At 43.5% G+C, this 16,052-nt stretch carries 12 protein-coding genes; 3 read left to right on the forward strand and 9 right to left on the reverse strand.

Annotated elements, in window-relative coordinates:
- The first annotated feature begins 101 nt into the window (after positions 1-101).
- Positions 102-1,823, forward strand: coding sequence for an exo-beta-N-acetylmuramidase NamZ domain-containing protein (locus tag ACTWPM_RS08110; RefSeq protein ID WP_443132606.1), 1,722 nt, complete (start codon positions 102-104; stop codon positions 1,821-1,823).
- Between the two features lie 89 nt (positions 1,824-1,912).
- Here the strand turns inward: ACTWPM_RS08110 and ACTWPM_RS08115 are convergent, their stop codons facing one another.
- The 4 genes from ACTWPM_RS08115 to ACTWPM_RS08130 form a co-directional block, all read right to left on the reverse strand.
- The gene (locus tag ACTWPM_RS08115; protein WP_443132556.1) at positions 1,913-2,902 is read right to left on the reverse strand and encodes a LacI family DNA-binding transcriptional regulator; all 990 of its coding nucleotides are present in this window, start codon (positions 2,900-2,902) and stop codon (positions 1,913-1,915) included.
- A gap of 62 nt (positions 2,903-2,964) precedes the next feature.
- On the reverse strand, positions 2,965-3,795 hold the full coding sequence (locus tag ACTWPM_RS08120; protein WP_443132557.1) for a carbohydrate ABC transporter permease: 831 nt from the start codon (positions 3,793-3,795) through the stop codon (positions 2,965-2,967).
- Between the two features lie 21 nt (positions 3,796-3,816).
- Positions 3,817-4,701: a carbohydrate ABC transporter permease gene (locus ACTWPM_RS08125; protein ID WP_443132558.1), complete on the reverse strand. Its 885-nt coding sequence runs from the start codon at positions 4,699-4,701 to the stop codon at positions 3,817-3,819.
- Between the two features lie 79 nt (positions 4,702-4,780).
- Complete coding sequence (locus ACTWPM_RS08130; protein ID WP_443132559.1) at positions 4,781-6,013, reverse strand: sugar ABC transporter substrate-binding protein; 1,233 nt, start codon at positions 6,011-6,013, stop codon at positions 4,781-4,783.
- 221 nt (positions 6,014-6,234) lie between these two features.
- Here ACTWPM_RS08130 and ACTWPM_RS08135 point away from each other — a divergent pair, with 221 nt between their 5' ends.
- On the forward strand, positions 6,235-8,388 hold the full coding sequence (locus ACTWPM_RS08135; protein WP_443132560.1) for a glycoside hydrolase family 3 N-terminal domain-containing protein: 2,154 nt from the start codon (positions 6,235-6,237) through the stop codon (positions 8,386-8,388).
- Between the two features lie 797 nt (positions 8,389-9,185).
- Positions 9,186-9,377, forward strand: coding sequence for a hypothetical protein (locus tag ACTWPM_RS08140; RefSeq protein ID WP_443132561.1), 192 nt, complete (start codon positions 9,186-9,188; stop codon positions 9,375-9,377).
- A 51-nt stretch (positions 9,378-9,428) separates the two neighbouring features.
- Here the strand turns inward: ACTWPM_RS08140 and ACTWPM_RS08145 are convergent, their stop codons facing one another.
- The 5 genes from ACTWPM_RS08145 to ACTWPM_RS08165 all read right to left on the reverse strand — a co-directional run bounded on the left by ACTWPM_RS08145 (position 9,429) and on the right by ACTWPM_RS08165 (position 15,950).
- Positions 9,429-10,304 carry a superoxide dismutase gene (locus tag ACTWPM_RS08145; protein ID WP_443132562.1) on the reverse strand — a complete coding sequence of 292 codons (876 nt, stop codon included), beginning with the start codon at positions 10,302-10,304 and terminating at the stop codon, positions 9,429-9,431.
- A 783-nt stretch (positions 10,305-11,087) separates the two neighbouring features.
- Entirely contained in the window at positions 11,088-12,176 is a 1,089-nt protein-coding gene (locus ACTWPM_RS08150) for a copper resistance D family protein (RefSeq protein ID WP_443132563.1), read from the reverse strand.
- Positions 12,173-12,769, reverse strand: coding sequence for a copper resistance CopC family protein (locus tag ACTWPM_RS08155; RefSeq protein ID WP_443132564.1), 597 nt, complete (start codon positions 12,767-12,769; stop codon positions 12,173-12,175). Before ACTWPM_RS08155 ends, ACTWPM_RS08150 begins: the two co-directional genes overlap by 4 nt.
- A gap of 218 nt (positions 12,770-12,987) precedes the next feature.
- A complete protein-coding gene (locus tag ACTWPM_RS08160) occupies positions 12,988-14,316 on the reverse strand; it encodes a 2-hydroxycarboxylate transporter family protein (RefSeq protein ID WP_443132565.1) in 1,329 nt (442 codons plus the stop codon).
- 452 nt (positions 14,317-14,768) lie between these two features.
- The gene (locus ACTWPM_RS08165) at positions 14,769-15,950 is read right to left on the reverse strand and encodes an NAD(P)-dependent malic enzyme (RefSeq protein WP_443132566.1); all 1,182 of its coding nucleotides are present in this window, start codon (positions 15,948-15,950) and stop codon (positions 14,769-14,771) included.
- Positions 15,951-16,052: the final 102 nt, after the last annotated feature.

The raw sequence follows: 16,052 nt of genomic DNA on the forward strand, positions 1-16,052 counted from the left end.
CAACATCTGTAGATGAGAAAATTGAAAAGGCCAAACAAGTGGTGGGAAGTGAAGCTCATAAGGAAGTGGAAGAAAAAGCGGCTGAACGTTCTACCACACTAGTGAAAAACGATAACGTCCTTCCTCTTAACTTGGACGAAGACAAAGAACTAGTGGTTATTGGAAATTCATTTAGTGAAGAATTAGCCGATCAGGTGAAACAACACCATGAGAACACCACCCTCATTAAAAGCAGCTCGGGTTCATTGACAGACGAGCAAAAAGAGCTGGTGGAAGAAGCAGATAAAGTTATTGTAGGAACCTACACGTATAATGTATCCACTCGCGCGGATGATCATCCGCAAATGCAGCTTATGCACGACGTTATGAACACAACCGATGGCGATGTGATCGGTATCGGCATCCGTAACCCATATGACATTATGGCTTATCCGGAAGTGGACGCCTTTATCGCCCAATACGGATTCAGAGCGGCAAGTTTTGAAGCCACTGCGGAGACCCTATTTGGTGAAAACGATCCATCCGGAGAGTTACCAGTTGCCATTCCAGCTCAAGATGGCGGTACCTTATACCCATTTGGTACGGGCTTAAGCTATGGAGATCATGGTGATGAAGATGAAGACGGAAATGAAGATGAGGAAGAAAATGAAGAAGAACACGATGGATCTTTCCAGCTTGGCGTGGAAGAACTTTTAGATGAAGAAAAAGCATTGATTGAAGGTAAAAAGGTTGGCTTAATCACAAATCCGACTGGTGTCGATCAGGAGTTGAACAGCATTGTTGATATCCTTCATAACGATAAGGATGTCGATTTGACGGCTCTTTACGGTCCGGAACACGGGGTGCGAGGAAGTGCACAGGCTGGTGAGTATGTAGACTTCTATACAGATGAACAAACAGGTTTACCTGTTTACAGCCTCTATGGTAAAACTCGTAAACCGACCCCTGAGATGCTTGAGGACATTGATGTATTAATGTTTGATATTCAGGATGTAGGTACACGCTTCTATACGTATATTTACACGATGGCATATGCCATGGAAGCAGCTCAGGAAAACGATATTCCGTTTATCGTATTGGATCGCCCAAATCCTATCGGCGGGGAAAAAGTCGAGGGGCCTGTACTTGATACAGATTACAAGTCCTTTGTTGGGAACTATCCGATTCCTTTGCGCCACGGGATGACCGTTGGTGAGCTTGCTAAACTTTTCAATAATGAATATGATATTGGGGCTGATTTGACGGTCGTAGAAATGGACGGATATGACCGCAGTATGGACTATAATGACACCGATATGTCATTTGTCGCTCCATCCCCTAACATGCCGACGGTTGATACAGCCTATGTTTATCCGGGAGCTGCCCTGATTGAAGGGACAAATGTCTCAGAAGGACGCGGAACGACCCGTCCATTTGAATTGATTGGCGCCCCTTTCATTAACAGTACAGAACTGGCAGAGGCGATGAATAAACTGGATTTGCCTGGCGTAAGGTTCCGAGCAGCTTCGTTCACTCCGGCATTCTCGAAGCATGCTGGTGAATTAACACACGGAGTTCAGCTGCATGTGATGGATCGCGATAAGTTCAACCCTGTAGTTACAGGTGTTCACCTCGTGAAAACCATTCATGATATGTATCCGGCGGACTTCCAGTTCCGTGAAGAAAACAGCTCTGGCATTTCATTCTTTGACTATCTGATCGGTAACGGCTGGGTCCGTGAAGGAATTGAAAATGGTCAATCCGTTTCAAGCATGCAGAAGATTTGGGAGAAAGAATTGAAAGGCTTCAAAAACATCCGAGAACAATACCTCCTCTACAAATAAAGAAATAAAAGAATAAGGATTAAAGGAATAAAATCCCACCTCAGGTCATCCAGAATCTGGATGACCTGAGGTGGGATATTTTTACATGATTATTTTGGTTGGACGGATGCTCGTTCGATGAATTCGGTGGACAGGTTATAATTTCTTTCCACACTCTCTCCCACAAGCATCTGGAAGATCATGTGGACCGCCAGTGCTCCCGCTTCGTACTTGGGCTGACGCACCGTTGTAAGCGGAGGACTGACATACGCGGATAATTGAATATCATCAAAGCCTATAATGGACACATCATCAGGAATAGAGATCTTTTTTTCATCGAACGCTTGAAGACCTCCAATGGCCATTTCATCGTTCGCATAGAAAATGGCATCAGGTAAGTTCTGTTGAGCAATCAGCATCTTCGTTGCTCGATAGCCCCCTTCTCGAGTAAACTCCCCTCCCATTTTAAAACGTGACTGAAAGGGCACATCATGATCTTTCAATGCATCGATATATCCCTTAAAACGTTCTTCGTTATCATGAGAATCGTTCGGTCCACTTACAAATCCAATAGACCGGTGGCCTTTCTGAATCAGATGCTCAGTCGCCTGATACCCGCCCTGGCGGTTATTAACCTCCACATGAATGGCATGTGGATTCTCTACATCGCGGTCCAGCACAACTATAGGAAAGTCCTCCCGGGCAGATACTTCAATCATTTCTGTAGAAATATTGGTAGCTAAAATGATCGCTCCATCTACCCGCTTCTCCCTTAAAAACTTGGCCGCTGTCGACCGATCTCCTCCGACAGAACTGCAAGCAATCAAATCATATTGATTACTTGCAGTCACTTCCTGAACTCCTTTAATCAATTCAGAAAAGTAGGGACCGGACATATCGCTTAAGATTAAGGCAATTGTATTTGTTTTCGTTCGTTTCAGATCCGAAGCAAATCCGTTCTTCTGATAGTTTAACTCTCTTGCGGCTTTCAGGACTTTATCAATCGTTGCTGAACTGACTTTCCCACTGCCATTTAAGGCATAAGAAGCCGTTGAAACAGCTACTCCTGCTCGTTTAGCCACATCTTTTATCGTAGCCATTGAAATCCTCCATCTATATGGGTTCGTTACTTCTATTGTATCAGTTTTTAAACCCTTACGTTTTACTTAAGACCGGACATGGTAAACCCTTCCACAATATACTTCTGGAAGAAAGCGAAAATAATGATGATCGGGACGACCATAAATGCGGCCCCGGCCATTTGTAAGGCAAAGTTACTGGCGTATTGCCCCTGTAATAAGGACAAGCCTACGGACAATGTGTAAAGACCTTCATCGTTTGCAATAATTAACGGCCATAGGAAACTGTTCCAACCGGCAATAAACGTCAGAATTCCTTGCACTGCAAAGATCGGTTTCGCGATAGGGACGACCAAACGGAAGAATATATAGAACTCTCCAGCCCCGTCCAGTCTCGCTGCTTCAAGTAAGTCATCCGGAATGGTCGTCATGAACTGGCGGAATAAGAAAATACTGAAAGCCACCGCTAAACCTGGAAGTACGATTCCCGTCATCGTATTGGTCAAGCCCATCGCATTAAGTAAAAGGTAAACAGGTATCATCGTCACCTGACCGGGAATCATCATGGTAGCAAGGACAATATAAAAGATCTTCTCTCGTCCCTTAAAGCTGTATTTCGCAAACCCATAACCAGCCATCGCATTAAATAGAAGTCCTAAGAATGAGAAAAGCACGATCACTAACGTGTTCCTTAAGTAGACGGCAAAATTTAAATTCGTAAACAATTCAATGTAATTTTGTATGGTTGGATTATCCGGAATAATCGCAGGAGGCATCGACAGTACCTCACTCTCCGGCTTAAACGAACTTGAAATCATCCAGATAAACGGAATCGAAACGAGGATTCCACCTACAACCATGATGAATATGACAATCGATTTTTCTAACTTACTCTTCTTTGTTGCTGCAGCCATAAGCTTCCACACTCCCCTCTTTTAATATTCCGTATCTGATTTTCTGAACTTAAATTGGACCAGCGTGACAAGGATGATCATGGCAAACAGGATAAAGGATCCGGCAGCGGCATAACCAAATTCACTGAATTGGAAGCCTTCTTTATAGATGAATAGAGCAATTGAAATCGTTCCATCTAAAGGGCCGCCGTCGGTCATGACGAACGGTTCCTCGAAGAACTGCATCCAGCCAATCAGTGTGGTCACGGTTACAAAAAAGGTAGCATAGCGAAGTAAAGGCAATGTCACATTGAACAGGACTTGAAAGCGATTGGCCCCATCCATTTCTGCTGCCTCATAATACGATTTTGGTATTCCTTGAAGAGCAGCCAGGAAGATAATCATATTAATACCGATCCCTTTCCAAACTGCTAGAAGAATTAACGATATTTTGGCAATCGTCGGGTCTTCTAACCAGGGAACGCTTTCCAAAGAAAGAACCGAAAGCAGATAGTTAAACAAACCGTATTCGGTGTTATACAGATATCCCCAAATCACTGCAACTGCGATGATGTTGGTAATCGAAGGCATGTAAAACACTGCCCTGAACGTATTAAACAGCCAGCTCGTTCCGTAGTTGAGCAGCAAAGCAATCGATAACGAACAGATAATAACAAGAGGAACACCGATGACAACGTAAAAAAGAGTATTATAAATCGATTTGAGAAACGTACTGTCTGAAAATAATTCTTTATAATTTTCAAAGCCGATAAATGTGATATTGGACCAGTCCGCAAGTCCCTTCAAGTTCATATCCGTAAAACTGATGAAAAAAGCAATCAGGATTGGAATCAAGCTGAATAAGGATAGCAGAAGAACAGCTGGTGCAATAAACATATAAGGATGTCTGTTTTTGAACTGTTTCATGGAAACCCACCTATCTGATCATAACGATTAGAAAGGATGATGGAATGATCAAGCATCCCATCATCCAGTCTGGTCTCTTCTATTCTTCAATCAATTTATTAGCTTCTTGTCTAAAGGCTTCTAGTTCCTTGTCTAAATCCGCTCCGCCTTCTGTAATTCGCTCAATCGAAGAGAGCAGCTCCTGAGCAATACGTTCGAATTGTTCCGTTTGCAGACCAGGCTTCGTATTTTCCAACTGTTTACCAAAGGTTGCATAGTTCGGATCTTCCGTCATTTTCGGTTTTTCCCATGCTTCAGTACGGGAAGGCAGCGTATTTGATTCCTCCAGCCAGTCCATCTGTGTATCTACATCTGTCATAAAGGAAATGTATTTGAGCGCTCCTTCTACGTTGTCTGCACTTTCAAAGACAGAGAGGTGTGAACCGCCCATACTTGATGTGTTGGTTTCCTTAGTAGGCATTACCGCTGTTGCCCATTTCCCTTCAAGGTCCGGCGCCTGATCATTAATGATATTGATCATCCATGGTCCACTGAAGAACATTGGTTTTGAACCAGACTTAAAAGCTTCTACAATGTCGACTCCCTCTTGAGTAGGGCTTAAACCTTCTTCAAAGTAGCTTGTATAATACTCTAAGGCTTCCTTAAATTCAGGCGAATCAAAATTCAGCTCGTTTTGATCAAGGTTTGCTTCATATCCATTCTGCCAGGCAAAAATAAATGGAGTAATCTGGTCGTTCCGGTCAATATCAAGCCCGTAGGAATCTTCTCCTCGTGCGCCTAGTTTAGTAGCTGCATCTTTCATTTCATCCCATGTCTTGGGTGCTTCTTCATAACCCGCTTCTTTCAAGAGATCTGTACGGTAGTAAATTACACGGGTGTCAACGTACCATGGAATTCCAACCACTTGATCGCCATGTTCCATAGTCGTAACTGAACCATCAAAGAAGTTTTCTTTCGCAAAGTTAGGATAGTCTCCCATGTATTCAGACAAGTCTTTAAGCGCACCGGCTTCAGCAAACTCCGGCACCCACGTTGTTCCTAATTGGACGACATCCGGTCCATTACCTGAAGCTACGGCCGTTAGTAATTTGTCGTGCGCCGTATCCCAGGGAATAGCCTGTACATCGACGGTCAAATCCGGATTGTTTTCTTCGAATGTTTTACTGAATTCCTGAAGTTTTTTACCTTCTTCCCCCATCGCCCATACGGTCACCGTATTTTCATCTCCTTCAGACGAAGAACTGTTTGAGCATCCCACAAGCACCATTGTAAGAATAAGTACAGATAACAAAGTTCCTAATTTCCATTTCACGAAACAAGCACCCCTTTGGTAAATTTTTAATTGAAACGTTTCGATAACTGCATTATAATTTAATTTGTATCCGCTTTCAATAACTTTACTGAATTTTTTTGAAAATTTATTAAATATCTATTACTTAAGGGTTTATTGGGTTGACGAATGCCTTACACCTGCTTATACTTCAATTATGTTTAAATCGAAACGTTTCACTAAACCTTAGAGGGGGACTAGAAATGACCGATGTGAATCAACTGCTTCAACAAATGACAATAGAAGAGAAAGTCGGACAGCTTGTACAGCTCGCGACTCCTTTCTTTAAAGGAGCTACAGACCGGGGCGAAATTACAGGTCCGATGGTTCAAATGAATATTAGTGAAAATGATATTCCTCTTACTGGATCCGTTCTGGGGGCTTCCGGAGCTAAAGAAACGATGAATATTCAAAAAGTACATATGGAAGAAAACCGTCTCGGCATTCCCTTATTGTTTATGTCGGACATTGTTCACGGCTTTAAAACCATCTTCCCTGTTCCGCTAGCTATTGGATGCTCATGGGACTTAGAACTTGCTGAAAAAAGTGCGTCCATCGCAGCCAAAGAAGCTGCTGCTGCAGGGGTCCATGTTACTTTTGCTCCGATGGTCGACCTGTCCCGCGAGCCGCGCTGGGGACGAGTCATGGAATCAACAGGAGAAGATCCTCACTTAAACAGCGAGTTCGCCCGCTCCTTTGTTAGAGGATTCCAGGGAGATTTAGAGAACGATGATTCCAAAGTTGCCGCCTGTGTCAAACACTTCGCTGCTTACGGCGCGCCGGAAGCCGGCCGAGATTATAATACAGTCGACATGTCCGAATGGCAGCTTCGTGAAAATTATCTCCCCGCTTATAAAGCTGCACTCGATGAAGGCTGTGAAATGGTGATGACCGCTTTCAATATTTTAAATGGAATCCCTTCCACTGGTAATGAAGCACTCATGAGAGGCATTCTGAGAGGCGAGTGGAAATTTGATGGTCCCCTCGTTTCCGACTGGGGTGCTGTAAAGGAATTGATCCCTCATGGAGTAGCAGAAGATGCGAAACAGGCAGCTGAAAAAGCGATGAAAGCCGGCGTGGATATTGAAATGATGACCGCTTGCTACACCAATCACATCCAGGAATTAATAAAAGAAGAAACATTGCAAGAATCGATCGTGGATGAAGCTGTTCTGCGGATTCTCCGGCTGAAGAAAAAACTCGGACTCTTTGAAAATCCATACCGCGGAGCCAGTGAAGCCAAAGAAACTGAAGCCATTTTAACCGATGAAAACCGGGAAGCTGCCCGGGAACTCGCAGGTAAATCCATTGTATTATTAAAAAACGACAATGTCCTGCCTCTGGATGGTCGACAGAAGACAGCCCTGATCGGACCATTCTCCACAAGTACAGATATCCTTGGGCCGTGGTCATGGGGCGGTTCTCCAGAAGATACCATTACGGTAGATAAAGGTCTTTCCAACTACCTCGACAGTGATCAATTATTTATATCAGAAGGCTGTGGCATTGAGCAAGGAACGGATGAGCAGCTGCAAGCGGCTCTGGAACAAGCGGAAAATGCGGAAGTAATTGTTGTTGCATTAGGCGAACACTCAGATATGAGCGGGGAAGCAGGCAGCCGGGCCGACATTCGGATCCCTGAAGTTCAATTGAACCTTCTAAAAAGGGTAAAAGAACTCGGTAAACCAGTAGTGGGTGTACTATTTAACGGGAGGCCTCTGGATTTAAGGGAGGTCACGGCAAACGCTGACGCCGTCATCGAAGCCTGGTATCCAGGAACTGAAGGCGGAAACGCACTGGCTGATATTCTATTTGGTATCGTCAATCCATCTGCGAAGCTCACGATGTCCATGCCTTACGCTGTCGGCCAGGTTCCGATCTATTATAATCGTTACAACACCGGCCGCCCGAAAGATGCACCCGATGCGCCGGAACGCTTTGTATCTCAGTATCTGGATATACCGAACGAACCCCTCTATCCTTTCGGTTATGGTCTCAGTTACAGTCAATTTGAGTATGGGGAACTTACTTTATCCTCCGACCAGATGACACAGGATGAACAGCTTTCCGTAACCTCTACGATAACAAATACCGGAAGCACAGCTGGTGAGGAAATCGTTCAGCTTTATATCCGCGATCTGGCTGGAGAAGTTGTACGGCCGCTTAAAGAATTGAAAGATTTCAAGAGGCTTCATCTTGAGCCGGGCGAATCACAGGAAGTCGTTTTCCACATCGAAGAAAGTCAGCTCCGGTACTATCATGCGAATATGGAGCACAAAAGTGACCGAGGAGAATTTGAAGTATTCGTAGGAACCAATAGTCGCGATAACAAAGCAAAGAAATTTCGTTTAAAGTAAGAAAAGAAGAAAAAGAAGATAAAAGAATAAAGGAATAAACTTCCACCTCAGGTCATCCAGATTCTGGATGACCTGAGGTGGAAGATTTTTATAATTAATATTTACTAGATTATGAAATTAGTTTGTAATATTTAATAAGATGATTTTATAGAAACTTTCTTTATTTTATTCACCCGCCCTCGTTCACCCTCCATATCTCAGGCTTTTATTTCCCTATAATATTTAAATCGGTTCTTAATCCTGTTATTATTTGAAATAATCCCGCTATCTATTTATTTCCATATGATAATCTCTTGTTTAACCATTCCAAACACAGGTAAAAGCCAATTGTACTATTTATATTTGAGGAGGCTAATTTCTGACTGGTGCTAATACTTCTTATGAAAAACTTAACAACACGGAATTAGTCGATTTATATTTTTTATTACTTTACAATATTTTTGACGGACATTTATCAAATGCCATGTTCCAAGAAACCAGATTGTTAGAATCCATTGCCGGGAGAAGAGGCTTTTTTCTCTCCTACTGCAGAAAGATAAATAGGCATAATAAAATAATGGTTCTGATTAAATAACAAGAAAGGCTTTTAAGTTTGGATGATTATCCGATATTAATTTATACACCTCGTGCGAGAAACAATAAACGATAGGATACCCTTGACGAATAGAAAGCTTTTCAATTTCAATTTAAAACATCTATACCCACTGGAGATACTAGCCACAGTTGTAAAGTAGTTGTAGATGATCCTCGACAAATACCCCTCCACTCCCCCTCTAAGTATTAATCGAGATACCAGAATGAGCACAAATATCACAGCACACATATTCCCATATATCCATTATTCCTTTTACAATTTCTTTAGCATCCTGGGTTTGCACGGACTTCGCAACGTGGAGGAACAGCTGGATCAGGAAAAACCAGCGCTCGATGATGGTGTCGTAGATGGGTCCTTGCTTGCGGTAAACAAATATTTAAGGGTTCCAGGTTGAGTTTCTGCCTGTAACCTTGAATATTTTAACGCCTGTATGGATATGTTTATATCAAAACTTCTTCCATTTTACTTGTCTCGCTTTCTTATAACGATCCCCTACAGCATCCCAGTTCACGACATTCCACCAATTGTCCACGTATTTCCCTCGATCATTTTCATACTGCAGGTAGTACGCATGCTCCCACACATCTAGCGGAAGCAAGGGGATCACATCCCACTGACTTAAGTTTTGATGCTTTTCCGCCTGCAATATTTCAAGCCGGTGCGATCGGGGTGCCCACACCAGAATGGTCCAGCCCGAGCCCTCTACTTTTTTTGCAGCTGCAGAAAAGTGTTCTTTGAACTTCTGAAAACTTCCAAAGCTGCTTTCAATTTCCTTTAAAAGATCCCCTCCCGGTTTTCCGCCGCCTTCTGGACTCATAATTTCCCAGAAGATCGTGTGCAAATAGTGACCCGCTCCATTAAATGCTGCTTCACGTTCCCAATGCTTAATTAAATCGTAATTATTATTTTTTCTAGCCTTCTGCATCTCAATCTCCGCTTTATTTAAACCGTCCACATAACTCTTATGATGTTTATCATGATGCAGCTGCATAATCCGTCGATCGATATACGGCTCAAGGGCTGCGTAACCATATGGAAGAGGCGGTAATTGATGGCCTCCGATCGGGACAGCATTCCCCTGCCGCTCATGACTGCCGAGACGTTTCTGGATCTTTTCTGCAAGCTCATTCAATTCGTGAGCATTATCCAAATTAAAGGATGAAGCATCCCTGTTCCATTCCTTAATGTTAGCCAGTAATTCATCTATCTCTTCCTGGAAAGATGGATCCTCATAAAATTTACGGGAAGCATCCGCTTTCGCTATATGATTCGCCCACGTGTCCATTTCACGGAGATATTTGATCAGCGCCTGATCATTCATATCGTTCTCCCCCTTCTTTTCACTGTTTAACTATATGCAGCTTCGACTGCTTTAGTATGATTTTGAAAAGCCTCTAAAAAAGCAAAGAAGGGACGAAGATCACGTGCAGGATCTTCGCCCCTTCTTTGCTTTCTTAAAGTTCCACGTTGATATTAAAGATTAGCTCCCGTTCGTGGAAGACTCAGTCTCGATATAAATGGGCCCGTTACTCTAGATGGAAAAGGGTTGGCGGGGAAATAACTCGCTTTCCTATGGCCCTACACGACGTAGGGTCGATCGACGTTGCCACAGGACGTGGCGACCTTAGTCGATCCTCCTTTTACCATGAGCTTCCTCAGTCGCTATCGCTCCTTGTAGGGTCTCGCTATTTCCCCACCAACCCGACATGATTTTGAATCACGGACCCTGCTATAGGAGATAGAATCCATTCTATATCTGCCTCAAAATGCTTATATAACAGGGTTCCTACAGTTTTAACCACGTAAACCCCGGTGAGGATCCCAGGTTATACATGTTCATTGGAAGGCGTTTATGCAGAGGATTCCGAGCTCTCAATAATTGCAAAGGGGCGGAAGGGAACGGCGAAGACTCCTGCGGGAGGAACATGATCGGTGAGATCCCGCAGGGCTGTTAAGCCCGAGGAAGCTCAGCACATGCCCGCGGAAAGCGAGCCGTTCCCTGGAGCCCCTTTCTCCACTCAATATCTCGAATCTGAGCAACATGCCTTAAGAGAATAATTTTCCGAGAATGATTTATTTTCATGTACCCAATGCCAAAGAAAAATCATACTACGTTCGCCACACTGTTCATGAGGCTGACGTACAAACTAAACACGGCCATGGCGACCATGAATAATGCGACCAACGTTGATTCTCTTTTTATAAAAGAATAAATAGTCATAGCTGTAAAAAACAGTGAAACGAATACAAAAAGCACACTCATTAGATTAGGAGAAAGCATCAGTTCATGGCTGACATCTACAGAAGTAAATGTCTGAAACAGGATAGATGGATCCTGCCTACTTAACGATTGAGCAATATTTTGAGGGGTCTCCTGCTCGGTCATAAATCCCGTCACACTGAAAATAGAGAGAATCAGAAAACTTTCAGCTCTCCACCATCTTCGGGGAGAAAAAGAAGGAGAATTTTTCACTTTCTTTTTGATTAGAAATCCATTCATAAAGGCAAAGATCAGCATAGCAAAGAATAACAGATGCTTGATCAAAAGCGCTTGCCCATAAGGCAGAGTCCAGGAAGATACGATACTCTCGGTAAAAAGAAAGCTCATGATGATTCCTGTTATCGTGAGTATCAATACGCTGACTACTGCAAAGCGCGTAAACCAATGAACAAACGGTCTCCAATTCTCATCATTTGAGGAAAACCAGCTGACCACTAATAAAATGCCAGCCCAGGCGCAAACCGCAAGCATGTGAAACGTGTGATATAAAGTGCCTTTGTACCCCTCGATATTAGCCCCATGCCCGGACGTACAATGAACGAACACCATCGCCACAATTAAAAATATTCCTGCGATATAAGTTACCTTACTCTGTGTCGAGAATAGGTTAATACCAATATAGAAGAGAACGAGAAGTAGAAGAGTTCCCCACACTCGTCCGGAGTCTAATTCCGTCAACACATGGATAAAACTTGATAAGAGCCCTGTATCTCTATACCCACCCAGCGTAATCGTAAGTTCGAGGACAGGAATAATGGTAATGACAGGGATAAGAACCGCCAGGAGGATTAGGATATGTCTTCTGATCGCAATCTCCACTTTATGGGAGGGAGAAAGGAGAGCCAGTATGTTCGTGCCTAATAGTATAGAGAAGCATACATATAACCCTCCGTTCGTTAACGCGTAAATCATCCCTTCTTCCTAACCATTAAAAATCCGGCCACAGCGGCACCAATCAACACAACAATCAGCACAGGCATAAGCGAAGAGGACTGAGATTCTTCCGCGGATTCACTTTGAGTTTCTTCTGTTTCCTGGGACTGGGATTCCTGCGACTCAGACTCTGTATCCTCCGCTGCCGCTTGTTCTTCAGCTTGTTCTTCGGCTTCTTTTTCAGATTGGGCAATTTCTTCCGTGTCTTCCGCTTCTTCTTTACTTTCATAAGTAAAAGAAAGTTCGTCTTCCATCACATGGCCGTCTGCGCCAACAATGCTGTAAAATAAGTCCAATTCTCCCCCTGCTATATCCTCAGGAAGCGTGACTTCTATGACATTTTCCGGGGAATGGGTGATATTATCAATCGTTGTTTCCTCCCCTGACTCGTCCGTCACTCTAATAACATTCGGTTCTTGAACAGCTGAATCAAACGTTAGCGTAATTATTGGGCTTTCAGCGGAGATTCCCTCCCCTTCTTCAGGTTCTGAGCTTTCTAAATGAGTATGAGCTTCTACTTGAAATGGGATCGCCATAATAAGCAGAAGAAAAAGTATAGATTTAAGTTTCATTGTATCTCCTCCAATAGTACTGGGATATGTTTCATTGCATTACTTACAGTTATACCAGACGATCGAAGGGTTTTGTAGGTTGTTTCATTAACAATTTAGTGAAAGCAACCTTAAAAATTGAGGACTTGGATTTAAAAACCAATTTAATAGAGCTCCATAGAAAGAGTTTTTAAAACTAAATGAATCCGCCCCCAAAGTTGAGGGCGGACTCTCTTTTTTTACATGAGGAACGGAATGATTAAACTTGCTAAGAGTAGAATAATGGCGCCTCCCAAACGAGAAGAAATCTGCGCGAATGGCATTAGTTCCATTCTTCTTGAGGAGGATAGGACGGCGACATCTCCTGTCCCTCCCATATTAGCCATACAAAGTCCTGCCGTAATAGCTGATTCGATCGGATAGAATCCAACAAGCTTACCGAGCAAACCTGCTCCAATTACGGCACCTAAAACGACACCCAGCACTGTAACAATGTAAGGAAGTGTTAAGGCTTCAATGACGGTACCTAAGTCTGTGTAGGCTATGCCAATCCCAAACAGCAGGGCAAGCGTCCAGTTTTTCGCAACAAATTTATACCACTGGTTTGCTCCTTCTAAGATATTTTGTGGGATAACGCCCGCAATTTTAGCTATGGCTACAATGATAATCATGATTGCATAGGCGTGAATAGGGATAAATCCGCCCAATAAGGATCCAATCGTGAAAAATAGGACCGCAGCCATTAAGCCGATTCCCATCTTCTGAATGTCAAAGGATGGCTTTTCTTCCTTATACTCGAACCCTCTCAGCAGCTGGCCATTTCCCGTTAGAGAAGGGACTTTTTCACCAAGAAGGTTAAGCATGCTTGCTAGAATGATAGCGAAAACGTTACCCAGAGCTAAAGCCGGCACCAGCATGGAAATATAATAGCTCGGATCATTGCCCATAAGCTCACTATATATCTGACTCATCGGTACAGCACCAGCTCCCATGCCGCCACCCATGATCGGCATTGTAATGACGAGTACAGCATCTCGTAACGAGAACCCGACGAGAGAACCTAGTAACCCAGCAATCGCCATAGCACCGAACACGGCACCAAAAATCGGCAAGAAGTAACGGAGACCGACTTTGATTAGGATTTTCTTATTCATTCCTAATATACTTCCGGTGATCAGTGCGGCGATGTAAAAGTTTAAGAAGCCGCCATCTTTCATAAAGTCATTAATCATAGTAGCGGTAGTTTCCGGAATGAAGCCCGCATACACCATATAAGCTGCACCAAAAATAGCGAGGATCGCGCCGCCTCCTAAATAAGTTTTAAGGACAGGTGTATGATCTCCAATCCATCCAAACAACTCTCCCAGTACCATCATGACGAGAAGACTCCCAATCATTCCGCCTGGCAGATTTCCAGTGTACATGCTTACTAGAGTAAGAGCAGTAATGATTAAGAACCACATAAGAGGAAGGCCATATATTGTAATCGCTTTCTTTTCTTTGTTTATGGAAGTTACATTTTGACTGACTGGCTGACTGGACTGAACTCTCTCCGCTGAACTGGACATGTAATCTCTCCTTTTTTATTAACTTTGTTACACATTCTCGTTGGTTTCACAAACAGGTTATAAAACTATAGGATCGGAATTGTAGACTCCATTTCGAAATATTATGGGTCAAAAGAGGGGTGCTTGATCCGCTTCAAATCCTTCTATAGCGGTAATTATCCACACATACGCTCAATGCTGTAAGTTTATCTCCATCATAAACCGGCGCGTTTCGAACAAGATTTCGAGCTACATATATTGCAAGGTCCGTGGGGGACGATGTAGACTCCTGCGGGATGGACATGATCGGTGAGATCCCACAGGGCTGTTAAGCCCGAGGAAGCTCACCACATGCCCGCGGAAAGCGAAATCGTCCCCCGAAGGACCTTTCTCATAACCAGTATCTCGAAATCAAATCTTAAAGAATCGAAAGCTCAACTAAGGCAATCTTCCTTTGCTGGTCATGCATAACGTTAAACTAAGCATTCTTCTTTTTCACTGACCGTTTGTTCCACGGCCTTCGCTACTGTCAGAGCAACAGTTTTATTAAGAGCGCTTGGAACCACATATTCCGGTCGCAGCTCCTCATCAGTCACCACTTTTGCGATTCCTTCAGCTGCCGCTACTTTCATATCCATCGTTATATCTCGTACTTTTTTATCGATAGCACCTTTAAATATCCCAGGAAAAGCAAGCAGATTATTGATCTGATTAGGATAATCCGAGCGTCCGGTTCCGACAACGGCAGCTCCTGCCGTACGCGCCTCCTCCGGATCAATTTCAGGTACCGGGTTTGCCATAGCAAAAATAATCGCATCACGGTTCATCATCTGAACCTGTTCTTTACTAAGTACATCGGGTGCAGATACACCAATAAATATATCAGCGCCAGCGATAACTTCATTCAAACCTCCCTGCACGCATTTAAGATTTGTTCTTTCTGCCATGGAAGCTTGTCTTGAGTTCATCCAGGACGCTCCTTTTATCACTACGCCCTCCAGACTAACGAGCGTCACATCCGTAAATCCGGCATATAAAAGCAAATCAGCAATCGCGATTCCAGCGGCTCCGGCTCCGTTGATAACCACTTTCGTTTTTCGTTTGGATTTGTTGACGATTTTCAGCGAGTTTAACAGGGCTGCTAAAACAACGATGGCTGTTCCGTGCTGGTCGTCGTGGAAGACAGGAATATCCAGCTCCTTCTTCAAGCGCTCTTCAATTTCAAAGCACCGCGGTGCCGAAATGTCCTCAAGATTTACACCTGAAAAAGTCGGAGCCAGTGCTTTGATAATGGAAATGATCTCCTCTGTATTTTGCGTATCCAAACACAAAGGGAAGGCGTCGACTCCCGCAAACTTTTTAAACAGCAGGCTCTTCCCTTCCATAACAGGGAGCGCTGCTTTGGGTCCGATATCCCCGAGTCCTAATACCGCTGTCCCATCAGTCACAATGGCGACCATATTCCCTTTCGATGTCAGTTCATCTGCCTGCTCTGGATTGTCGGCAATGGCTCTGCATATATCCGCCACTCCTGGTGTATAGACCAGGCTTAGATCCTCTTCCGTATCCACGGGCAGTTTACTGGCCACCTCAATTTTCCCTCTAAATGCTCGATGTAAATTCAGGGTTTCTTCACAAAGGTTATCTCTTATCATCTTCTAAACCTCCCGTCTTAAAGAAATCGTTTTCATTGATTGATTTCATAGTAAATGCAAACGCTTTACGTGCCCATCATATGAAAGTAAAAATCTTATTGT

The organism is Halobacillus sp. K22, assembly GCF_052246795.1.
Lineage (GTDB): Bacteria > Bacillota > Bacilli > Bacillales > Halobacillaceae > Halobacillus.

Coding starts and splice junctions, on each gene's coding strand:
- ACTWPM_RS08115 (WP_443132556.1), bottom strand. CDS start 2,902: ATGGCTACGATAAAAGATGTGGCTAAACGAGCAGGAGTAGCTGTTTCA.
- ACTWPM_RS08120 (WP_443132557.1), bottom strand. CDS start 3,795: ATGGCTGCAGCAACAAAGAAGAGTAAGTTAGAAAAATCGATTGTCATA.
- ACTWPM_RS08125 (WP_443132558.1), bottom strand. CDS start 4,701: ATGAAACAGTTCAAAAACAGACATCCTTATATGTTTATTGCACCAGCT.
- ACTWPM_RS08135 (WP_443132560.1), top strand. CDS start 6,235: ATGACCGATGTGAATCAACTGCTTCAACAAATGACAATAGAAGAGAAA.
- ACTWPM_RS08140 (WP_443132561.1), top strand. CDS start 9,186: ATGAGCACAAATATCACAGCACACATATTCCCATATATCCATTATTCC.
- ACTWPM_RS08145 (WP_443132562.1), bottom strand. CDS start 10,304: ATGAATGATCAGGCGCTGATCAAATATCTCCGTGAAATGGACACGTGG.
- ACTWPM_RS08150 (WP_443132563.1), bottom strand. CDS start 12,176: ATGATTTACGCGTTAACGAACGGAGGGTTATATGTATGCTTCTCTATA.
- ACTWPM_RS08155 (WP_443132564.1), bottom strand. CDS start 12,769: ATGAAACTTAAATCTATACTTTTTCTTCTGCTTATTATGGCGATCCCA.
- ACTWPM_RS08160 (WP_443132565.1), bottom strand. CDS start 14,316: ATGTCCAGTTCAGCGGAGAGAGTTCAGTCCAGTCAGCCAGTCAGTCAA.
- ACTWPM_RS08165 (WP_443132566.1), bottom strand. CDS start 15,950: ATGATAAGAGATAACCTTTGTGAAGAAACCCTGAATTTACATCGAGCA.